This is a genomic window from uncultured Kordia sp. (genome assembly GCF_947496985.1).
Classification (GTDB): Bacteria; Bacteroidota; Bacteroidia; order Flavobacteriales; family Flavobacteriaceae; genus Kordia.
Map to the genome: position 1 here is coordinate 1 of NZ_CANMEZ010000018.1, position 23615 is coordinate 23615.

General features: G+C 31.6%; 17 protein-coding genes. 5 read left to right on the forward strand and 12 right to left on the reverse strand.

Annotated elements, in window-relative coordinates; all coding sequences use genetic code 11:
* Positions 1-462: 462 nt before the first annotated feature.
* On the reverse strand, positions 463-1218 hold the full coding sequence (locus tag Q0828_RS24135; protein ID WP_298427890.1) for an SDR family oxidoreductase: 756 nt from the start codon (positions 1216-1218) through the stop codon (positions 463-465).
* A gap of 326 nt (positions 1219-1544) precedes the next feature.
* Here Q0828_RS24135 and Q0828_RS24140 point away from each other — a divergent pair, with 326 nt between their 5' ends.
* From Q0828_RS24140 to Q0828_RS24150, 3 genes are all read left to right on the forward strand, one after another.
* The gene (locus tag Q0828_RS24140) at positions 1545-3911 is read left to right on the forward strand and encodes a TonB-dependent receptor (protein WP_298427892.1); all 2367 of its coding nucleotides are present in this window, start codon (positions 1545-1547) and stop codon (positions 3909-3911) included.
* 97 nt (positions 3912-4008) lie between these two features.
* Positions 4009-5034 carry a sensor histidine kinase gene (locus Q0828_RS24145; protein WP_298427894.1) on the forward strand — a complete coding sequence of 342 codons (1026 nt, stop codon included), beginning with the start codon at positions 4009-4011 and terminating at the stop codon, positions 5032-5034.
* On the forward strand, positions 5031-5774 hold the full coding sequence (locus Q0828_RS24150) for a LytTR family DNA-binding domain-containing protein (protein ID WP_298427896.1): 744 nt from the start codon (positions 5031-5033) through the stop codon (positions 5772-5774). Before Q0828_RS24145 ends, Q0828_RS24150 begins: the two co-directional genes overlap by 4 nt.
* Before the next feature lie 4 nt (positions 5775-5778).
* On the opposite strand, the gene Q0828_RS24155 is transcribed toward Q0828_RS24150, so the two are convergent.
* Together Q0828_RS24155 and Q0828_RS24160 are read right to left on the reverse strand one after the other, a co-directional pair.
* Positions 5779-6327 (reverse strand): NUDIX domain-containing protein, encoded by a 549-nt coding sequence (locus Q0828_RS24155; protein ID WP_298427898.1) that lies wholly within the window; start codon positions 6325-6327, stop codon positions 5779-5781.
* Between the two features lie 122 nt (positions 6328-6449).
* Positions 6450-6614: a hypothetical protein gene (locus Q0828_RS24160; protein ID WP_298427900.1), complete on the reverse strand. Its 165-nt coding sequence runs from the start codon at positions 6612-6614 to the stop codon at positions 6450-6452.
* Positions 6615-6975: 361 nt separating this feature from the next.
* On the opposite strand from Q0828_RS24160, the gene Q0828_RS24165 reads away from it, so the two are divergent.
* Positions 6976-7197, forward strand: a complete 222-nt coding sequence (locus Q0828_RS24165) for a hypothetical protein (protein ID WP_298427903.1) — start codon at positions 6976-6978, stop codon at positions 7195-7197.
* A 343-nt stretch (positions 7198-7540) separates the two neighbouring features.
* Here the strand turns inward: Q0828_RS24165 and Q0828_RS24170 are convergent, their stop codons facing one another.
* The 8 genes from Q0828_RS24170 to Q0828_RS24205 all read right to left on the reverse strand — a co-directional run bounded on the left by Q0828_RS24170 (position 7541) and on the right by Q0828_RS24205 (position 21143).
* Positions 7541-10096, reverse strand: a complete 2556-nt coding sequence (locus tag Q0828_RS24170) for a DUF262 domain-containing protein (RefSeq protein ID WP_298427905.1) — start codon at positions 10094-10096, stop codon at positions 7541-7543.
* A 7-nt stretch (positions 10097-10103) separates the two neighbouring features.
* The gene (locus Q0828_RS24175; protein WP_298427906.1) at positions 10104-12365 is read right to left on the reverse strand and encodes a DUF262 domain-containing protein; all 2262 of its coding nucleotides are present in this window, start codon (positions 12363-12365) and stop codon (positions 10104-10106) included.
* A gap of 10 nt (positions 12366-12375) precedes the next feature.
* On the reverse strand, positions 12376-13206 hold the full coding sequence (locus Q0828_RS24180; RefSeq protein ID WP_298427908.1) for a hypothetical protein: 831 nt from the start codon (positions 13204-13206) through the stop codon (positions 12376-12378).
* The gene (locus tag Q0828_RS24185) at positions 13206-14795 is read right to left on the reverse strand and encodes an ATP-binding protein (RefSeq protein WP_298427911.1); all 1590 of its coding nucleotides are present in this window, start codon (positions 14793-14795) and stop codon (positions 13206-13208) included. The genes Q0828_RS24180 and Q0828_RS24185 overlap by 1 nt, the downstream gene beginning before the upstream one ends.
* Complete coding sequence (locus Q0828_RS24190) at positions 14792-16378, reverse strand: restriction endonuclease subunit S (protein ID WP_298427913.1); 1587 nt, start codon at positions 16376-16378, stop codon at positions 14792-14794. The genes Q0828_RS24185 and Q0828_RS24190 overlap by 4 nt, the downstream gene beginning before the upstream one ends.
* Positions 16375-17796, reverse strand: coding sequence for an N-6 DNA methylase (locus Q0828_RS24195; RefSeq protein WP_298427915.1), 1422 nt, complete (start codon positions 17794-17796; stop codon positions 16375-16377). The genes Q0828_RS24190 and Q0828_RS24195 overlap by 4 nt, the downstream gene beginning before the upstream one ends.
* Entirely contained in the window at positions 17796-20168 is a 2373-nt protein-coding gene (gene hsdR / locus Q0828_RS24200) for an EcoAI/FtnUII family type I restriction enzme subunit R (protein ID WP_298427917.1), read from the reverse strand. The genes Q0828_RS24195 and hsdR overlap by 1 nt, the downstream gene beginning before the upstream one ends.
* A 207-nt stretch (positions 20169-20375) precedes the next feature.
* Positions 20376-21143 carry a DUF6261 family protein gene (locus Q0828_RS24205; RefSeq protein WP_298427919.1) on the reverse strand — a complete coding sequence of 256 codons (768 nt, stop codon included), beginning with the start codon at positions 21141-21143 and terminating at the stop codon, positions 20376-20378.
* 785 nt (positions 21144-21928) lie between these two features.
* On the opposite strand from Q0828_RS24205, the gene Q0828_RS24210 reads away from it, so the two are divergent.
* The gene (locus Q0828_RS24210) at positions 21929-22147 is read left to right on the forward strand and encodes a hypothetical protein (protein WP_298427921.1); all 219 of its coding nucleotides are present in this window, start codon (positions 21929-21931) and stop codon (positions 22145-22147) included.
* A 202-nt stretch (positions 22148-22349) separates the two neighbouring features.
* Here Q0828_RS24210 and Q0828_RS24215 read toward each other — a convergent pair whose 3' ends face one another.
* Positions 22350-23051, reverse strand: coding sequence for a Bax inhibitor-1 family protein (locus Q0828_RS24215; RefSeq protein ID WP_298427923.1), 702 nt, complete (start codon positions 23049-23051; stop codon positions 22350-22352).
* Positions 23052-23615 lie beyond the last annotated feature (564 nt).

The following is a 23615-nucleotide window of genomic DNA, read 5'->3' on the forward strand; positions in this document are numbered from 1 at the left end:
AATTGAAAGAGTACAGGTGCTCAGAAATACTTTTACATTTTACATTTAAAATTCAACATTTATAATTTACTAAACCAGCTACTGGGCTCTATACAAGTGCTTTATTATGCTTCCACGCAATGACGTTTAAAAGTACATCTCGTTGCAAATTTGTAACGTAAATTCACTCGATGTAACAGCTCGTGAATTGAAAGAGTACAGGTGCTCAGAAATACTTTTACATTTTACATTTAAAATTCAACATTTATAATTTACTAAACCAAACAGATTACTGCTACTGGGTTCTATACAAGTGCTTTATTACTTCCATGCAATGACGTTTAAAAGTGCATCTCAATACAAATTTGTAACGCAAATTCATTTGATGTAACAGCTTGTGAATTGAAAGAATACAGGTGCTCAGAAATACTTTTACATTTTACATTTAAAATTCAACATTTATAATTCAACATTTATAATTTCTTAAACCAACATTCCTCCAGAAACTTCTATACGTTGCCCATTGATCCAACCTGCTTTATCAGAACATAAAAAAGCGACTACACCTCCAATATCTTCAGCTTCTCCTACTCTACCTAATGCTGTTAAACTTGCTATGATATTTACTTTTTCAGTTTCTTTGTTTAATCCACCTCCAAAATCTGTAGCAATAGCGCCTGGTGCTACTACATTTGCAGTTATTTTTCTTGCCCCTAATTCTTTTGCAAGATAACGTGTAAATACTTCAATACCGCCTTTCATCATCGCATATGCTGACATTCCTGGAAGACTAAAACGTGTCAATCCACTAGAAATATTAATGATACGTCCGCTATTGTTCAAATATGGTAATGCTGCTTGCGTAAAGAAATAAATACTCTTAACATGTATATGCATCATTTCATCAAACTGTACTTCTGTTGTATCTGCAATCAAATTATACGTTCCTGTTCCTGCATTATTGATAAGAAAGTCAAAATTGGGCGAATTGTTCTCTTGTTGTAAATAGTCTGTTGCTTTCTTTACAAATTCCTGTCCACTTTCATAATTGTTCGCGTCAAACGGAAACGCTATTGCTTTTTGCCCTAAGGTTTCTATTTCGGAAATCACTTCGTTTGCTTTTGCTACATTACTATGATACGAAAAGATAATATTGATTCCGTTTTGTGCTAAATTGATGGCCATGTCTCTTCCTAATCCACGACTTCCTCCTGTGATAATTGCTGTTTTTGTATTCATACTTGTGTTATTTTTATTCATAGTACAAAGTTGTAGCAATTGGAGAAAGCATTCTTTTCCAAATCTATGGTTTTATTGTCTGAATCTACACTTCGACAAGCTCAGTGTGATGTTTAGGATTTTCGGTTGTCATTCAAGAACCTCAAATAGACTTTGAAACTTCTCATAACACACAACCCACAACTCACAACTTGATTGTTTTATTGAATGCCTTTTTATTTCCCCGAATTCATTTCATTTTTTCCTTAATTCATTTCATAGCTATTTCAAAAACTGCATCCTCAAGATACTTTTGGGATGTTATTAATTTTTGAATTACTATTATTATGAAAACCATTACAACACTCTTAATCGCTTTTATTTGTTCAATTAGTTTCGGGCAAAATTTTACAGGAAAAATAATTGACAAGCAAAATATGCCTATTGCATTTGCAAATATTGTACTGAAAGATAAAACTGATGATTCACTAATTACAGGCACGATTTCTGATGAAAATGGAGCGTTTTCTATAAAAACAAAAAAGGAAAATGTGTATTTAGAAATTAGTTTTGTCGGATTTATCACTAAAAAAATATATCCAACACAAGCTACTATCGGAACAATCGTTTTAGAAGAAGATGGACAACAACTACAAGAAGTAGTGGTGACAGCTCGTAAAAAACTCATTCAGCAAAAAGTAGATAGGCTCATTTTTAATGTAGAAAACACTGTTGCAGGTACTGGCGGAACCGCAGTTGATGCCCTAAAAGCCACTCCAAGTGTAAATGTAGAAACGGACAAGTTGGCCATTGTAGGAAAAGGAACTGTACGTGTAATGGTTAATGATAGAATTGTACAACTATCAGGAAGTGAATTAAACGCATATTTAAGTACTATTGCGTCTGATGATATTAAAAACATTGAAGTGATTACAACACCTCCATCAAAATATGATGCTGAAGGGAATAGTGGACTTATAAATATTGTGCTAAAAAAATCAAAAGAAAATAGCTGGAACAATCAAATAAGAACTTCGTACACACAAGCAACATATCCTTTATTTAATTTTGGAAACACATTTAACTACAATAAAGACAAGTTAAGTTTAATTGCCTCCTTTAATCGAACTATAGGACATACAGCACAGTTTAATGAATTTGATATTATTTACCCATCTGCTTCAACAGCAACAAATCTTGATATGAAAAATAAAGAAGATTTGATTTCAGGCAGGTTAGGTTTGGATTACAATGTAACAAATAACGCGACTATCGGAATTTTATATTCAGGTTCTTTTGAAGATAAAGGCATTGCTGATGATGGAGTAACACGCATGAATGATGGTAATGGAACGTACACTGTTAATGAAGGTAACGCCGAAACCACAAGAAAAAATCACTCTATAAATGCACATTACGTTCAAAAATTAGACACACTTGGCAGAAAATTATCTATTGATGTTGATTACTTTAATTTCAATAACTCTTCTAATAGAAATTTTAGTAGTGAACAATTTATTACAAATCAAAGTTATTTTGAAGCGGAAAACAGCACGAATCAAAAGATTAAAAATTACAGCGGAAAAATAGATATGGTACATCCAAACAAATGGGCAAATTTTTCTTACGGAATTAAAACCACCATTACAAAAACAGATAGCGATGTAGCGTTTTACAATACCACTACAGGTACACCAATTTTTGATCCTACACAAAGCAATGAGTTTATGTATTCTGAAAACATCAATGCTGTATATGCAGATATGTCTAAACCTTTAGGTGAAAAATGGCAAACAAAAATTGGGCTTCGTTTTGAAAATACACGAACAAAAGGAGTTTCAAAAACTAACAATCAAACAGATATCAATTCGTATAACAAACTATTTCCATCTGTATTTATAGGGTATACTCCAAGTAGCGTAAACATGTTTAATTTGAGTTATAGTAGAAGAATTCAACGTCCTAGTTTTGAGCGTTTAAATCCGTTCCGTTTTTATATAAATTCAATTTCATATCAAGAAGGAAACCCGTTTTTAAGACCACAAATTTCAGATAATTTAGAATTAAAACACATTTACAAAGGAAAACTCATCAGTAAAGCATTTGTAAGTTATGTAGACAATGGATATTTCAACATTATTAAAGCAGAAGATGGAGCACAACAAAGAATCGTAGTAACATTTGATAATTTTTATACAGCTTACAATTATGGAGTAACGGAAACTTTTATATACAATCCTACAAAATGGTGGAATACAACAACGCAAGCAACCTTATCTAAAATGGACACGCAATACAAAGATGGATTTAATTTAGATGCTGAATTAGTAAGTCAATGGAATTTTCAATTTTACAACCGAAATACATTTCATTTAAACGAAGCAAAAACTGTACAAGCAGAAACTACACTTATTTATGCTTCTCCACAAAAACTGATGTACTTTTCAGTATCAGAAATGGTTAGCTTAGATCTAGGTTTAAAGTTTTCATTACTAGATAAAAAACTAAATTGTACCCTAGCTCTCAACGATATATTAAAGCGAAAAGCAACTAGTGTAAACACAAAAACTAATGGAATAGACCAAACATACTATAATTATTTTGACACCCGAAGTGTAAAATTTAGCTTAAACTATAGTTTTGGGAACAAAAAAATAAAAGTGAAGCAACGTAATTCTGGAAACGAAGCAGAACAAAACAGAGCAAAACAATAAGCAATATATAACAAAGCTGTTTAAAGAATTAAATACTTTAAACGGCTTTGTTTTAAACTAAACAATGTATTTTGTAAATCTAAAAAATTATAAGAAAGTGAAGGTTTTCAATCAAAAAATAAATCTAAAACAAGTATTAATCGTAATTGCATTATTGTTAATAAGCAATAGTGTTAAAATCTTTATTTTTTACCTTATACGACTCAAAGGTGATATTGATTTTTATAGTTATTACCATCACATAACTATTTTAATATTCTCTATAGTTGCATTATTATCGGTATTGGTTTCTTGGAGACTTATTAAGAAAATAGATACGACTAATACAATCTTAAAATTTGTAAAGGTCTATATTTTATCATTTTTTATATTCATTAGCATAGGTCTTATAATCGATTTTATTTTATGGACAACACTTAGCAGTCAAACATATGATTTTATGGCTCGGTTTTTAAATATGCTGTCAGTTGCTTTTGCGTTTGTTGACATCTTTGCGCTCACTTCCGCATTTTTATATTTTAGACAATCGCAAAAAATCACATTAGCATTAGAAGAAACCGAAAAAGAAAAGGCAATTATTCAATCACAAATGCTACAAAAGAATTTAGAGCCACATTTTTTATTCAACAATTTAAGCATTCTATCAGGATTGGCTAAAAAGAAACCTGAGCAAATGGACGATTTTATTGATGATTTTTCTGATGTATATCGATACTATTTAAATCATGGAAAAAAGCAATTAGCCGAATTGAAAGACGAACTTTCATTTTTGAAAAATTATATGAATTTGATGGAAAAACGTTTCGGAAATGCCTACCAATTAAAAAGTAACATAGAAAACACTAACGGATTTGTAATTCCGTGTTCATTACAATTATGTGTAGAAAACGCCATAAAACATAACAAAGCAAGTGTTCAAAACCCTTTATTCATTTCGCTTTCGCGGGAAAACGATCGCATCATTATAAAAAACAAACTAAACAAAGTAGATTTTACTTTAGGCACAGGTACAGGGAATGAGTATCTCAAACGTCAATATCAACTCACTTATAACAAAGACGTAATTTTTACAGAAACTGATACCGAATTTATTGTTGAAATCCCTTTAATTTCACAAATATGAAAGTACTCATCATAGAAGACGAAGCTATAAATATTGAAATTATTTCAGACCATATACTGCGATACAACGATAAAATCGAAATTGTAGCTTCGTTACAAAGCAAAGAAGAAGTTGACAAATGGTTTCAAACCAATGAACAAGTAGATTTAGTGTTTTCTGACATTGAATTGTTAGACGGAAATGTGTTTTCTTTATTGAAAACCAATATTATAAAGTCTCCTATCATTTTCACAACCGCCTACAATACTTTTTACCAAGATGCTTTCGATGTAAACGGAATCGCTTATTTACTAAAACCCATTAGTTATAATAAGTTTCTGAAAGCAATGGAAAAGTTTGAAAATCTCCAAAACAAAGAGGTTGATTGGAAGAAAATATCAGAAACCATTCACGGATTAAACAACAATTACAAAGAACGCATCATCATAAAAACCAAAACAGAAATAAAAATTTTAAGCACAAAAAATACGGGTGCCATTTTATCTAATTCAGGGAAATGCATTGCGATTGATGAAAACGGAAAAGAAAATGAATTTCGCTATAAGCTCTCTGATTTGGTAAAAGAGTTACATCCGAAAGAGTTTTTTCAAATCAATCGTGGGGAAATCGTAAACATCAATTTCATCGAAAAAATTGAACCTTACTTTGGAGACAGATTGGCAATTTCAATCAAAAACTACAAACAACATTTAATTACAAGTGCAGCTGCAACAAGCGAATTTAGAAAATGGATTGAGTAAGAAACTAATCAAACAATGTATTCAGTTTTTCAAAAACCTCAACAGCATACGCTTTATTAAAAGGAACATATTTTTTGGCAAGTTCAGCATCAGCTAGCTCTGCTTCTACTTTTGCTAGTGACATTAAGGTTACATCTGCGACTTCTTCGTCTTGTAGTTTGACTTCTAGTGGTTTATCTGGAATTTCGCAAGCAAAGATAGTTATGAATTCACGATCGCGATAGTCTTCCGCATGTTGGTAATCAATTCGGAAACGTCCGATGTGTTGTAATTGATCAGCTTGCACAGTTATTCCCAATTCTTCCGCTGCTTCTCGTACGGCGGTTTGTAAAGCAGTTTCTCCACTACTTATATGTCCTGCCACAGAAACGTCCCAACAGTTTGGAAAATTAGGTTTAATCGCTGCTCGCAATTGCAAAACTACTTTTCCACTTTTAGTATATAACCACAAATGCGTAGATGCATGGAAATGTCCGTGGCGATGTACTTCTCGCTTCGGAAGAATTTCACCTGTTGGTTTTCCGTGTTCGTCTAGGATGTCGATAAGTTCCATTATTTTAGGGATTAGGTTTTGGTATGCAGAAAATACGAAAACTGAGCGAAGTCGAAGTTTTCATTTTAAATTTGTTGCTTGTCAATTTATTCTGGAGATTTCTCAATATTAATTTCTCACTACTACTTACATTCATCCTTCTTCGCTTCATTCGCTTTTTGAACAATCGCTTTCAGCCTCGCTTTCGTAGCTTCTTTCTCTGCGCGCTCTTTGTTGAGTTTCCGTTGCATCAGCTTGTTATGCTTGGCTTTGTTTTTGGTGTTTTTTTGTTTTCCTTTTTTGGGCATCACAATATAATTTCAAACTATAAAGATAAACTTTACTTATTTTTAACTTGAGCTCTAAGTCAGTTTTTCAAATTAATTTATTAAGATTTATAAGAATAAAATACAAGAAAAGGCGCTTTTCCAGAGGCATTTCTAGTTTTTCTTTTACAGAAAACTAGAATCACATGATTTTTTCTAATTTTTTTCCAAGGCTTCAAAAATTCTTAACGAAAAACTCCTGCTATACTTCGGAAAAGTATAAGACTACTCATATTTTTCATTTTTTTTCGTAACGAATACTAAAAAACTACTCTTAACAAGAAAAGCGTCTATATTCCTAATACGCATTCTAAAATTTAGGAGCATATTTAATTTTTATAACATGAAAAAACAAAGCCTAAAATCATTAAGTCTAAACAAAAATTCAGTTTCTAATTTAACACAATCTACTATCACCGGAGGAAGAACAAATGGTGTTACAATAGCAACTATATGTGTTAAGTATCCACACTCTCATCATCTATTAGCTGAGACAAACACTATTGTTACAAAGTTTGTATCTGGAGGAATTCATAAAACATGTTGGACATGTGTAAACTGCTAAATTTTTAAATGAACTATTCATTCAAGGTCAGAAGAAATTCTGGCCTTTTTTTGGGTTTAAGATTTATAGGAGTCTGTACTTCGACTCAACTCAGCATCCTCACTCGAAGACTCGTTTGTTTTTTCACAATAGCCTTTAGCCTTGCTTTCGTCGCTTCTTTCTCCGCACGTTCTTTGTTGAGTTTGCGTTGCATCAGCTTGGTATGCTTGGCTTTGTTTTTGGTGTTTTTTTGTCCTTTGGGTTTTGGCATTGGGTTCTAAATGTTTCTTGAGACTCTTGGATTTATTTTTAGAAGAAATGTTTGTATAGTTTGCGGACTAATCATATTTGTCCTATTATATTATTATTCAAGTTCATCAGCAATATCTTTTGTGAGTTTACCCAAAGTATTAACTAAACGATGAATTTCTTGTTTTACATCTTCTTCTAAAATTACGCTTTTAATATAACTATCAAAAGCTACATTAAATCCTAAGCCAATTAGAATAATTCTAATCTCATCTGAAAGTATACCTTGCTTAGCAAAGAAAACTAAATGATATTCTCCAGAAATAAATTTCACATCAAATGCATATATAAACTTATCTGTTTCCCAATCTAAAAAAGCACAGGGAACTTCTTCTTTTGTATTTTTGGGTGCTGTATGATAATCTACATTATTAAAAGGAGGAAAACTTTTTCCTCTAAGGTGTTTTATATAAAAATCTAAACTAAATAATTCATAATGTGCACCAATATGAGTTTTGTATGATCCCATTATAATAACCCATCCATGATTTGAAATCTCTCTTATATATTTTAAATCTCCTAAATAATTAAACAATTCTTTATTCGTTACAAAAGCTAACCTCCAATTCTCAATTTCATATTTAGCAATATTTTCATCTATATAAGATTGAAATGAGTTTTTAACATCTAAAAAGTTTAGCTCAAAAACCTCTAATAATGCTACATTGGTATTGGCAGAATTACGATCTCTAAAGAATAACCTCTTCCAACTTACATCACGACCCAAATCTCTACCAAAACACCAATAACCCCTTTCTTTTAACAAATAATCACTTTTAGAAAGTAGTGCTCTTTCAAAAATACGTTCAGAAAAATCACCCTTTCGATTAATTTCTTTTTCCTCAAAAAGTTTATTTATTTTTAACGTGGTACTTCTAAAATTCTCTTTACTTTTTGAATTGTTTAGTAAGCTACTATCAAACTTATCTTTAGCCAAAGATATATGAGCCCTGTAAAACCAAAAATTCAATTGTCTTTCAAAATAAGTAATCTGTTCAGCTTCTAAGATTATTGTTTTCCATTCATCATCAGGAAAAAGTCTATATTTTAAAATCTCTTCTAATATTTGTTTCTCAGTAAATACAGACTTTGTTGTGTATTCAAAGTTTTCTACCCAATTGGTAATGGAATAATCAAAGTTGCGGAGTTTAGTATTTAATTCTTCAATTTCTTCAATAGCATTTTGATACAATCTAGGATTTTCAATGTTTGTATTATCAAAAAGATTAAATAAGATTCTATGATATTCTTTTAAATGAATAAAATCTTCATCAGAATATACTTTTAACGGTTTCGCTTTAACCGAAATGAAAGAAAGTGTAATAAAGTTTTTAATTAAGTTCGTCCAGCTTGGCTTCGAATCTTTTACAGAGTATTGAAACTTAAAAAACGTTTTTAAGTATTTGTCATCATTATCTCTGATATGGAAACCTTCACAATAAGATAAAACTTGTAAATAGTTTTTGATATTATTTTCAAATACAGCACTACATAAATATTCCCAGTCAAAGTAACTGTTATTTAATATTACATTAATAATTTCAAATTCTTTCGTTGCTATATCAAAATTAGTTCCGTCAAGTTCGGCTATTTTAGTGTTATCATACAAAAACAAAATTTTAAAAAAGTTAAAATATGCATTGTCTATACTATAAACATCCTCATCTTTTTGATTCCAAAAAATATCATTCCATTCAACATCAAAGCTATTTGAATACGATTCCCATAATGTATTTTCTATTAACTTTTTTTCTTTTATTAAATCGAATAGCCAAGCTTTGAAGTTTTCAAAAGAAGACAATTGTTTGCCACGTGCATTCATTTTCACATACAGTTCGTCTGATAAATTAAAATCTTTAAGATTTAAAAAATCAAACCATAAGAGTTGCTTTTCAGTTAAACTGATCCAATAATTGTTCAATTGTTCATTGGTATGTGATTGCAGTCTAATATGAATATCCTGAATCATTAACAACATTGCTCTTACGGTAGGATCATTTAACCAAGAAGATGAAAAATGCTCTAAATTGGTAATTTGAACATACAGTTTCTTCTTTTTTAAATTCCGTTCTTCTTTGTCTTCAGCTATATCAAAGTTTAAAGACACTTCCTTATCTATCAAAAGTTTTAAAAATGAGGAAGAGCTTTTTCTGGTTTTGTAACGAAACCTACTTAAAACGGCTAAACTTTCCTCATTCTTCAATCGTTTAGCAATGTACCAATGAATTAAAAACAAAGTCGTTAATCTTTGCTGACCATCTAAAGGGATTAAGTATTCTAAGTCTGATTTTTTAGAAAATTTATCTTCAATTTCAACATCTTTTAACCTTAGATCCACTGTCAACGCATAATCTTTTATACTATTTACTAAAGACTGTATTGCTTGTTTGTTTTTTCTATGTTCTTCTTCATTTTTTAATCCATGTATTTTTCCATAAACAAAATCTAATGATAAGGGTTTATTAGTTTCCAATGCCTTGCATATAGCATCCAAAAAGCTTTTCCGAACTTTGTTTGCATGTTCTGTTTCTCTTCCTTGAGCATAATCTCTTTGAATCGGAGGAATTTCAATTCCGTATTGTTCTAAAATATTCCAAAGTGTATTATTCATAATATTTTTAGATTAATGGAAGAAATTCTTTTAAACGTTCTTTAATTGCTTCTACATAATTATCGCCATCTTCTTTGGTCCAATTTTCAATATTAACTTTTTTACTAAATGTTTTATTAAAGGCATTTAATGTTTCAATAGGAATAAATACTGGCTTTTCTTTATCATTATGTCCATCTTTTGCAAACTGTAATATTCTATTTCGTTTCATATTAAACAATTCATGACCTAACGCACTGTTGGTATTCCTATCTAACAATACTAAATTGTTCAAGCTATGTGTAACATTTTCACTTTCATCTATTATTTTGTCTAAATCAACTTTTAATTCTTTATTCTTTTTTAAATCTTCAACAGAACTATACGCTTTTATTTTTTCAATGACGGTATCTACTTCTAATTCACCGTGAGCTATCATATCTTTAAACCATTGAATATACACAACAATATCTTCAATATCTTTTGGTGTTTGAGGGATAATATGTTCAATGCTCCATTTTTCTTTCACAAACAGTTCAAACGGGAATTTATGTCCTGCCATATTATCCAAATAGTAGAAGACATTATAAAGGAGAAGAACTTTGCGCGTTTCTTTGTAATAATCTTTATAATCTAAGATATCAGTATTGTATATTAAAAACGTTTTTCCTTCTTTTGTTTTTCCTTTCTTTTTAAAATCTTTGATAATAATATCTTTCAATGCCCTTTTCAGTGTTTCTTTTGTTTTTCCTTTATTATCCCTTAGCAATCTAGCTACAGTTCTAATGTTGGAATTGGTAAGGTAACCTACAAAATGAAATATTTCAGAATCTTGATACCAATTGAGTAATTTGTAGTAAAGCTGTATAACTTTTTCCCATGATTTAATTATACTTTTTTTATCATTAGATGCTTTTTCAAAATGTCGATAGGAAAAGAAAGCATCCGCTTTTGAAGGTTTTTCAAGTAATAAGTCAAATAAATAGTCGATTCGTGTGCCATCTTGGTATTTCTCTTCATTTGGTTGAATAAAGTACCAAAAGTTATCTTCTTGTAATTGCTTTTCTACACTATCCCATTCTGAAGCAAACTGATTGATTTGTATGTTACTAATAGATACAGTCTCATTTTTTTTAATATCTAAAATAAAAAGTGCCTTAATTAATTCTGAAGATGTTAAACCAATCTTCCCTTTATTATTATTTAAAAACACTTGGGTAATCTGGCTATCTCCTTGTGAAGAATCTAATGAGTACCAAATTACTTTTATGCTCTCCAATAACTTATAAATAAATTCCTTTCTTTGCGCTTCTTCTGACAAAAAGACTTCAATCCAACGAATAAAATAACTCGTAACCACAAAGAAGTGATATACATCAACATTGTTATAATTTGAATACTCTTTTATAAAAGCTGACCATAATGTGTTGACACTTTTTAAATCGTGGTATTCTTGCGCTTTTAGTTCTTTTTCAGTGATGGCATCAAGTGAAAAATCAAAGATTAAAGGAAGGTATTCTTTTAAAAAGATTCCACTTCGCTCCCTTGTTTTAAAATCTATGTTATATAGATACTCTTTTTCAATCCAACCTTTATGTACAAAGTATTGTAACAAAAGAAATAAAGTGGTAGTCCGTTGTTGCCCGTCAACTACTTCATTTTTTGTAAATATATTATACGTGTTGTTTTCTATGACTATTTCTTCCTTCTCCTGATTAAGCGGTTTTAAAACAAGCGGTTGCAAACAATAAAGCCCTTTGCTTTCATCATAACTGTGTATGTCATTTAATAATTCTAGTATTTCCTTTTTACTCCATTTATAACCTCTTTGATAACTTCCTATTTCAAAAGTTTTATTGCGTAAGTTTTTGATGGGAAGTAAAAGTAATGTGTTTTTATTTTCAGATGGTACTTGTGATTTACTATCCGTAGGTAAATTTACTGTAATAGAAACATTACTTAAAGTATTATCTTCTGTATTTTCAGCGCTTATTTCTTGTTGTAATTTAAATTCAGAATATCTATTTAACGCCTGTCGTAAAGTTGCCAAACCAGTATAAAAATCTCCTTCTATTTGTAATGGTGGATGTGGCTTTGCTCCTGCTCTTTCATCTTGTTTGGAGTATTTTAGCCATTTTAAAATCGAGCTGAGTCTATCCTTTGCATAATGCTCGTCAAGATTACCATAAGCATGTTCTAAAGTACTGCAATTACCTATCCGCGTGTTTGTCGTTCTTATATCATATTGCTTATACTCAAGCAGCCAAGTTTTAAACTCTTGTCTTTGCATGTTTTGATGATTATACCGTCAATATATAAGTCATTTTGTTTCTCTCAAGGCAAGCCAAAACAACACCAGATAAGATTTCAGTATCTTGAGACCAAGATATTAACTCATCTTTTAATGTCTCTACTGTATTTTCATCTTTACTTGAAATATCTGGGTCTGAACATAATTTCTTTATTTGATTTATTTTTATTTGACATGCTAGCCATCTTTTTTTTCTTGCCTTTTTCAAAGGTGAATGATTTAGATGATAGTATTTAATTGATGATTCTACTCTCAATACATCCCAAATAAAACTTTTAGGAACGGAAGGTACCACATTACCAAATCCGTTAAATGATATTAGTGAAGCATCATATTTTTTAGTGGGATCTAATAAATACGGGCTTTCATCTTCGGTTTGCTTTTTCGTCAATGCAACCGTAGAGCTAGCTTTTAATGGAAAATATGAGCCTTTACCAAATGAAACATTCTCTTTTGTAAATTTATCTTTTCTTAGTCGATTACTATATATACTACTAAATCGATAATTTTCCCAATCGTAAGCTAAAAACCAATAACCATCTCTTTTTTTTCTATGAATACATTTTGCTTCTTTTTTTGGTCTATAATGGTCAACATCTCTGTCAGACATTAAATCTTTTGCTTCTGAATACCAGCATTTTCCATCCATCGCATCACTTAATACTTTGACTAAAGACTTATCATTCCATATTTGATTTTTATCTATATGATTTAATTTGTCCTTAATTTCTTTAATTCCTATTAGCTCTTTTTGCAATTTTTGTGCTTTTGTAAGCCAAGCTTTGGGGATCGATATTTTTGATAAATCTACGTATCTCATTATTTCGAAGTAATTTTTTTCAAAACAGACTTAATAATTTCATCATGTTTTACCTTTTCTTCTTCTGATTTAGGGTTGTAAGTAAAGTCTGGAATGTTTAGTAATTCATCAATAAACTTGTCATATAAAGGATCTATAGAGGTTTGATTAAAACCAATTTCATTCAAATAATCATTTAATGCAAATAATTCTTTTACTTCAAACTCTGTTAACTCTCCATGTCTTTCCTTTGATAACAACTCATATTGTCTAACTATTTTTGCTTCAGTTTTTAAGTCAAGGCTACTAGGCAAATTAAAAAATTCGCTTGTAAGAATTCCTGCGACTCCTAATCCTTGTGGATCAAAATCAGGTTGAAAAGCTTCTACTTTTTGATATTCTTTGCCTTTATCATCTATTTTTTTTACAGACTGAAAAACACGAATTTCTTCTTTAGTTAATCCGCCTATTACCAATGGATCATGAGTTGTCATTATTATTTGAGAATTATCGTTTTCATCTACTAGATCCTCCAACATGCTCATATATTTCCATTTCCAAAGCGGATTTAAATGCGTATCGGGTTCATCCAATAGAAAAAGTGATTCATTTTCTTTCGTAAAGCGAATTAATCCTAAGACTGTTAATAGTTGTTGCTCCCCTTCAGATAATTCCTTAAATGTAATGGTACCATCTGTATTACGCTTTCTCACTTTTATTCTGACTTCTTCAATCAAATCAGAAACATAAGTACTTTCTAGTGTTTTAAAAAACAATGAATGATTTGAATATCGGTTAGCCAAATTTTGTAACTTCTCTAAATTAGAGATATATAAATACAATTGCTGTTGGCTTGTTTTTTTTACGAAATCAAGTCTTACAGACTCGGTTGTTACAATTGGAGCCATAGAAATTGCCCAGAGATCCTCAAGGAATTTACGAACCAATCCTCCTGCTCCCCAAAAATCCTTAGAGTCATTATTACGTTTCCAATTTGGTTCTTTAAAAACAAACAATACTGATTCTAGTCCTACAATATCTAAAAATTCTTCTAAAAATTCCTGAATCTTGGAATCACTAAAAGAGAAAAATGCCATTAATACAAAATGACTATGGATATGCCTAGTATAAAATAACTTTCTGATTGGATGATCAATTCCTTTTAATAAATCATTACGAAAACGAATTTGATGCTTGTCGAAATGTTCTAACAAACGATTACTTATTCCTGAATAATAAGAAAATACATGTTTAGGCAAATACTCATCTTTATTTGCCTTAAACTTCTTTTTAGATAATACTGTTCTAGGATATACAACTGTTCCATCATCTAACAACTTTCCTAAGTATAACTGATACTTACCCCTTATACTTTTTCCTCCAATTGCCTTAATAAAGTTACCACTACACCTATACTCAATTTCATAATTAAATTCTGTTTCGTTCTCTAAATCTAAATCTCTAAAGATAAGTACTAATGCCTCTATGAAATTAGATTTACCAGCCGCATTTTGACCAATAAGTATGGTATGTAACTTCGTTTCATTAATATCTATGAAAAAGTCATTCAAATTCTTGAAGTTGTCAATATATACTTTATCTATTCTCATGCTAATTCTAAATATCCTTTTTCTTCACTTTCCTTTATAGCTTCTTCTTCCTCAATTTGTCTTTTTAACTCTGCATAAAATGCATCAATATCATTTGGATATTTAGACATTTTCCAAAGGTCTTCTGCATGCAGTTTACCATTTTCTTGTAATAGTTTTACTAAATCCATAAGTATCGTCTTACTATTATATTTTATTGTTCTTGAAGGCTTTTTCTCTTGTTTTTTTGTAGTTGGTTTATTTACCAAAACATTGTTTCCTTCTCCTAACAACTTACTCAACACAGACTGCATGAGCTTTTCAGCATTAGTTTTACTTGTTATTATTTCTTGTTCCAATACATCACAATATGCTAATAATTGAGTTACTTTTTCTACAATTACTATTTGTTCTTCAACTGGAGGCAGTTGAAATATCATTTCTTTTAAAAACTGAGTATTGATATTTGGAAATGCTGCGCCAAATTTTGAATCGTTCATATGATTATATAATTGGAGCATATAAAACAATAAGAATTCAGAATTAATACTATTTATTATCCTAATAAGAGCTAAACCATCATAAATATAACCTTCAATTCCTGTTAAACAACTTTTACCTGTTGTAGAACCACTCACAGCAACAATTAACTCTCCTTTATCAACATATCTACTATATTTAGTTCCCAAATCGGTTAAAAATTCATTTGTATTAAGAAGCCTATTATTTTCTGAATATTTTGATATATCTTTAATTGAAATCCAATGATTATTTGTTTTCACATTAGAAAAGTATCTCGGATCTCCTTTTGGTCTTGGAGAAGAACCTCTTTGTATATCTGAAACTGAACCCATTCTGCAAAAACTCCAACTCTTAGGAATTTCAAAAGGAATTTCTTCTTTAGAAATTGGAGGTAAGGGTTTTTCTTTTTTTATTTTCTTTTCTTTTATAAGTTGTTCCTTTTCTATTTTTATTTTTTTGAGTAATTTATTGGCTGGTTCAACAGTTGGTTTTCTTGCTCGCCATTCTTTAGTTAGTTTTCCTTGCACAGCATCTTGTAAGATGGATTGACGGAGTTTAGATAAAAAGACTTCATTTTCAAGTATTAGACTTTCAAGCTCTTCTGCTTCAGAATTAATAGAATTTAGGTTTTCTAGAATTACAATCTGCTCACTTAATGAAGGTAAATTAATTTCTAAAGGTAAAAACCTTTTAGGTTTCAACTCGCTTTTAATACCACTTCCTGCTTGATCAATTAAAATTTGTTTAAAAGCATTACTTTTTAAAAACCATTTTAGATAATCAATGTTGATTTTAGTTTCGTCATAAGTATAAGATGAATAATGAATTGTTGCAATAGCATCTTCACTAAATTCATAAATAGCAACACCACCTTTTTCTGCATTAATACCCGAAATAAGTAAGTCTCCATTTTTTACTAGAATCATATTTGTCCTAGTAGGTTTGTGCTCAACTAAATGAATGTTACCAGAAAAATCAATCTTATGAACTCTTTTTAAGCCTAGTTTGTTTGCAACATCAGGTTTAAAACGATCTTTCCTTTCCGATAAAAATGAACTTATTTTTACTTTCTCTTTATTCATGTTAATTCTTTTTGAATTTTTAGAATCAACTCTTTTGACCTATCGAGATTAGATGTTAATTTTTCAATGATTTCATTTGTAGTAAAGACTTTCTCTGCTTCATTTATAAAAGGGTTTTTAATATCTAAATTGTAGTTAGACGCTTTAATTTCTTTTACTGAAACTTTCCAAGCATGTTTGTTTTCGGTTCTCTTAACCCACCAATCTTTTAATATCTTGAAATCATTAATGTTAATTGGTCTTGATCGTGTGAAATTCTTCAAACCTTCCGGATATGGCATTTCATAATACCAAGTTTCTTTGGTCGGTTTTCCTTTATCAAAGAATAGTAAATTGGTTTTTATACTTGTATACGGGTTAAAAACGCCATTGGGCAAACGAATAATGGTATGTAAGTTACATTTGCTGAGTAGTTCTTCTTTTATTCTTGTTTTTACACCTTCGCCAAACAAGGTGCCATCTGGCAATACCACGCCTGCACGTCCATTCTTCTTTAATACTTTGATAATGAGTGCTAAGAATAAGTCAGCAGTTTCTTTGGTTTGAAACTTTTTAGGAAAGTTTTTTTCTGTTCCATCTTCTTCTGTTCCTCCAAATGGCGGATTGGAAAGTACGACGTGTACTTGATCTTTTGCTCCATAATCACTGTATGATTTGGTCAACATGTTTCCTCTACTTACCGCAGGTTGGTCAAAACCATGTAACATTAAATTGGTAGTACAGAGTAAATGTGGCAAAGGCTTTTTTTCAACTCCTCTTATTGATTTTTGTAAAGTTTGCGTTGCTTTTGGGTTGTTTACTTGTTTTCGAACATGGTCAATGGAACAAGTTAAGAATCCTCCTGTACCACATGCAGGATCGAGCACACTTTCTCCCAATTGCGGGTTTACCATATCTACAATAAATTGTGTAACGGCTCTAGGCGTGTAATATTCACCTGAAGAACCCGCAGATTGGAGTTCTTTTAAAATGGTTTCGTAAATATCATTAAACGTATGTCGGTCTTCACTACTGTTGAAATCAATTTTATGAATTTCGTTAATTACTTGGCGGAATAGTGTTCCGTTTTTCATGTAATTGTAAGTGTCTTCAAAAACAGCTTTTATAATTTTTGCTTGTTCCGTTTTAGAAGTATCAATACTTTTTAACGCAGGAAAAAGCTCTGTATTGATAAATTCCATCAATTCATCACCTGTTAATCCTTCATCATCAGCTGCCCAACTATCCCATTTGAATTTAGCTTCAATAGGACTTTTATAATTATCCAACGTATATTCCCATTCTTCTTCTTTGTCTGCAAAGATTTTCATAAACAGCATCCAAACCATTTGTGATATACGTTGTGCATCTCCATCTACACCAGCATCCTTCCGCATGATGTCTCTAATAGACTTTATTATTGATGTTATATTGCTCATTAAGCGATGTTATTTTTATATATTTCGTTTTCTAATTCTTTCACTGCCTTTTCAAAGTCTTTTGGTTTTCCAAAAGCTCTTAGTATTTCCATTGGTAATCCTATTTGATTGAGTGGTTGTATTTTAATCACACTTTTATCTTCAATGGCAGAAATACCTTCATTTTCGTATTTAGTCAATAAACCTTCAATCACTTTTTGCGCAGTTTCTCCATATTTAGCAAAGTAGTTTCGCTTGCGTACATTGTTTGCTCTTTCTTTTCTGGTTAATGGTGGTTGGTCAAAAGCGATGTGGCAAATTAAATCAAAAACATCTAAATCTTTACCTATTTCTTCTTTTAATGCGTCTACTAATATTCCGTGTTCCGCCAACTCTTGGTATAATTCTTCTTTTTTTGCAGTAGTATTCCACTTTTGAATGAAATCATCTAAAGAACTGTATTCGTTTAATATATTTTTTCGGGTATAATCTTTTAAAGATTCCGTAATTAGTTTTCCATCTTCACCATAGTACTGAACTCGTTCATTGGCAACACCCACAGGAATATTGTTTACATAGTATTTTTTTGGTTCACTTTCATTTACATCAATGGAAACATCCGGATCTATAAAATCACCTTCTGGAATTGGTTCTTCTCCTTCTTCCATTGGTATATCGTCATTAATTGGAGGCACAACCTCATCTTCTTCGGTTGCAGGTTCATATATTTGAACAGGATCGCCATCAAAATCAGGATCAGCAAAAAGATTGGTTGCCTTTCTAAAATCCATAATGGTAAAAAACACTTTTCCATCTGCTTCCCTGATACGCGTTCCTCTACCAATGATTTGTTTAAACTCTGTCATAGAACCAATATTGGCATCTAACACAATCAGTTTTACCATTTTGGTATCTATCCCTGTTGTTAGCATTTTGGAAGTTGTAGCAATGGTTGGAATTGGCTCTCCAACATCTTTAAAATTGCTTAATTCCATTTTACCAACTTCATCATCTCCTGTAATCTTCACAATGTAATTAGGATATTCAGAAACCAAATCAGCATTTTCATTAATCAATGCTTGACGCATTCTATTCGCATGATCTATATCTACACAGAAAACAATAGTTTTAGCAAAACGATCGGTTGCTTTTAAAAATTGTGTAATCTTTTTTGCAATTAGTATAGTACGCTCATCTATGGCTAGATTCCGATCATAATCTTTTAGGTTATAAATACGGTCTTGAATTTCATTTCCATATTTATCTAGCATTCCTTTCGTTGGTCGCCAACCTTCATCAATAGTTGTAGAAATACGCACGACTTTGTAAGGAGCTAAGAAACCATCTGAAATCCCTTGTTTTAATGAATAGGTATATACAGGCTCGCCAAAATATTCCATATTAGAAACGTCTTTGGTTTCTTTAGGTGTTGCGGTAAGTCCAATTTGTGTTGCTGAAGAAAAGTAATCTAACACTTCTCGCCAAGCAGAAGCTTCTGAGGCACTCCCTCTGTGACACTCATCAATTACTACTAAATCAAAAAAGTCTCTACTGAATTCTTTGTATGCATTTTTAGATTCCTCAGTACTTGTTAAGCCTTGGTATAGTGCAAAATATATTTGATATGATTTATCTATTTTTCTGTTTTTGATAATATGCATGATATCTTGCCCCAAAGGAGAAAAGTCTCCATTCTTCGTTTGTTCTAGTAATGCATTTCTATCTGCTAAAAATAAAATTCTCTTTTTAACTTTTGATTTGAATAATCTCCAAATGATATTAAAGGCAGTATAGGTTTTTCCTGTCCCAGTTGCCATAACTAAAATAATACGGTTTTGACCTTTGGCTATGGCTTCCAACGTTCTATTGACAGCATTTTGTTGATAGTATCGAGGAGACATATCACTTTCATCTACGTAATAATCTTGCTCAACAATATGTTTCGCACTTTCTGTTGTTAATTCTTGTGTATTGAGATAGATATTCCATAGTTCTTGAGGAGATGGAAATTCATCTAAACCAATTTCTTTCTCAATTTCACCTTCTGTCTTTGTTCGATCATGAAATACAAAAGAATCTCCATTGGAAGTAAATACAAAAGGAATTTGTAGCATTTTAGCATATTCTAAACCTTGCTGCATTCCGTGTCCAACAGGTTTTTTATTGTCTTTTGCTTCTATGATAGCTATTGGAACATTGGGTTTATAGTATAATATATAATCAGCTCTTTTTCTTTTCCCTCTCGCGTATAGCTTACCTTGTACAATGATTCGCCCATCAGTAAAAGATACTTCTTCTCGTACTTGGGTGATCATATCCCAACCTGCTTTTTTTATGGCTGGGTTTATAAACTTTGTGCAAATATCTCGTTCTGAAAGTTGTTTTTTATTCAAGGTTTTTAGTGGTTTCTTACTTTGAAAATAAAAATACTAATTTTTGGCAAGTATCTTCTATTCTTTGTAAGATTAATTCTTACAATAGTACATTTTATTGACAAACTTGTGTTACGGAAAACCACATTCCAACAAAACAAAAACCATCCAAATAGCTGTTATACTATTCGGATGGTTTTTATACTCACTACATACGTTATAATGAACCTACACTTGTGAAGCTTCTTCTTGAATTTCTACATCATCAGTATTTGGTAACGATTCGTCTTCCGATGACGAGTTTATACGTACACTAATAGTTTGGTTGTACTGCTTTGCCAAAACACTGATTTCGTTTACCAATTCTTGATGCGTGGCGTTGCTTCCTAAAGTAGCATGCGCTTGTACATGTGCGGTAAGTTCACGATAGGTACTAATCACAACATCACGGATCGCTGTAAAACTTGTAGCTGGATTGGCTGCCGATTCAGAGATACGCGCCAAATACCGATCGTTAAAAACTTGATTGGCTATTTTTAGTTCAGCAATCCAACCACCCAAACCTAAGGTTGCAATAGCAGCAATCAGTACTGTTTCTGTTTCCCATTCGGACAACATGCTGTCAATCACGGCTGTTTCTGCTTGGTAATTCATTCGTGGAATGTTAGTACCGTAGCTGTTCATGTTATATAACAAACTAGCAGCTGCGTCTTTTACCGTTTCATCAAAATGATATTGGTTTGCTTCCAAAGTAGCTTTGATTCCTATAAACGCTTTGTCACGTCTGTCGTCTAAATCAATAAGTTCTTGTGTAATGCCGCTACTTTGTTCCTGTTGAAACAAATTGTCCATTTGTGCAATGAGTGTCGCCAAGGCATCACGTTGTGTGGTAAGTTGTAATACGTCAACATCATTTGCGTTGACCAATTCTAATACATCTTTCATGTATTGTAATAGTTCGCTATTTCTGTAGCGAGAATAAACGGGTGTTTCCATAATTCATCAATTTTAAATAATTCATAATTTTTTGTTCACTTTTTAGTATTTCATTGCATAATTCGCAATAAAACACCGTTTGAAACCTTCTCGCAGCAATGCAGGGAGCTTTCCGACGCGTTTGGAAGCGTCTCGCAGACCTGCAGGAAGCTTTCCGACGCGTTAGAAACGTTCTCGCAGACGTGCAGGAAGCTTTCCGACACGTTAGAAACGCTCTCGCAGCAATGCAGTAAGCTTTCCGACGTGTTGGAAATGTTCTCGCAGCCGTGCAACACGAAAACTTTTGAGTACAGATGCGCACTGCAATTGTGTTTCATAGGATGAATCTCAGTATTTTTTCAAAAACAATTCCTATGAATAGTGATAAAACGAGTGAAATTCAGGCAAAACATCCGTAGGAGTTTATGGGTTTTCTTACGGGAAGTTGCATTTCGACTGGGCTCAATGTGGGAAGGATCACATTTCAACTAGGCTCAATGTGGGAAGGATCACATTTCGACTAAGCTCAATGTGAGAAAGATCACATTTCGACTAGGCTCAATGTGGAAAGGATCACATTTCAACTAAGCTCAATGTGACAGGTGCTAGTATTTCGTTATTTAAGAACTTCTAGTTACCTTAAAACTTCTCAATACTAAATTCTCAATTCTCCCAACTTGGTTACTAGGTCTTAGTACTAAGGCATTTATTTTATCTATGACAAACTGCAATTAATCGAAAAGTAAATATGTTAATTGTTGTTTTTAGTATTTTTACAATATTAAAAATGCTAATTCCCCTAAATCATGCGTTGGAAAGGAAATAAAAAATTTAAAGAAGTAATTACAGATGATGGCTATCGGTTGATTGCACAATATGTACAAGAATCAAAGTATTGGTGGATTGTATACAAAAATGGAGAGATTATAAATAGAGCGTTATCGGACGAAGACTATGCTAAGAGTATTCAGCTAGCACAAGGTAAAGCCAGACAGCGAATGATAAAACATTTGATAAAGACTTAATCTTAGACACACTATCGCTTTTAATAACGAATAATAATTATACATATAGAATACTAGGTGTTATATCAAAAAACAATCAACAAATAACATCTTTTGATAACTTAGACACTTGTTACTTTTTGTGGTTGAGGCACTCGAAACCACAAAAAAACCCCTTTACATTGTTGCAAAGCGGTTTTTTATATCTAGAATTTGGTTTTATTTATTCACTCATAAACATACTTAAAACGTACCAAAATAGTAACATTAATGAAGCAAATAACCCTAAAGAGGCTGCTACATATTGGTCTTCTTCGTACTTGTGTACCATGTTAGAGGTTTGGTATAATATAGATCCTGCTGCTAAAATCACCATTGCAACACAAAACCATAAACCTAAATGTATTCCGCCTATATAGGCTGCTAGAATCAATCCTATAGCAATGAAGCCTCCCATTGTAATGACCGATTTTAAAAATGAAAAGTCTTTTTTAGTAAGAAATACAACTGCTGAAATCCCTGTAAATAAAGCTAATGTCATTACAGCTGCTTGCGATAATATATCTTTCTCTAATGCTCCTGAATATTGAATAGCTAAGTATATTAACGGCACAAATATTAAGGCTTCAAAAAACACATATACAAATAACGCTAAGTAATGTGTGTTTTTATCTTTAGAAGATGCCGCCATGCGCTCTACATAGTTACTCGCTAGCATAAAGCCGCCTAATACTAGTAACCATGCCCAACTCTGTATCAGTTGTATTGACAGGTTCACAATAAAATCTACTTGCAGTAATAAATACTCCATTACAATGAAGAGTAATATTGCAAAAGCTAAGTTTGTATATGTTTTTTTGTAAAATGCTACTTTGTTATCTTGATCCAAAGCACTTACAGGTACTATTTGTCTGAATTCGTCCATCTATTTTCGGTTTTATAATATACTCGAAGATACTATTTCCTTTTTAACACTGCAAATAGCAGCATGTATAAATGTCTGTTAATATTAGGTGTTGGTAAAACCAATAAAAACTAAGCGAAATCGAAATTTTATATTTTAAATCTAGTAACAAACATTGGACTGAGGTATTATATGTGATACATCATAAGAAACAAGTGGCGGACTGAGGCGCTCGAAGTACAACTACTTTAAATGTAAATGCTGATTCAAAGAATAAAAAACAATATAGAGAATCAATATTACCTATACAATGAACTAGTAGCGGACTGAGGCGCTCGAAGTACAACTACTTTAAATGTAAATGCTGATTCAAAAAACAATATAGACAATCAATACTCCCTATACAATGAACAAGTAGCAGACTGAGGCGCTCGAAGTACTACTGCTTTAAATGTAAATGCTGATTCAAAAAACAATATAGACAATCAATATTACCTATACAATGAATAAGTAGCGGACTGAGGCGCTCGAAGTACAACTGCTTTAAATGTAAATGCTGATTCAAAAAACAATATAGACAATCAA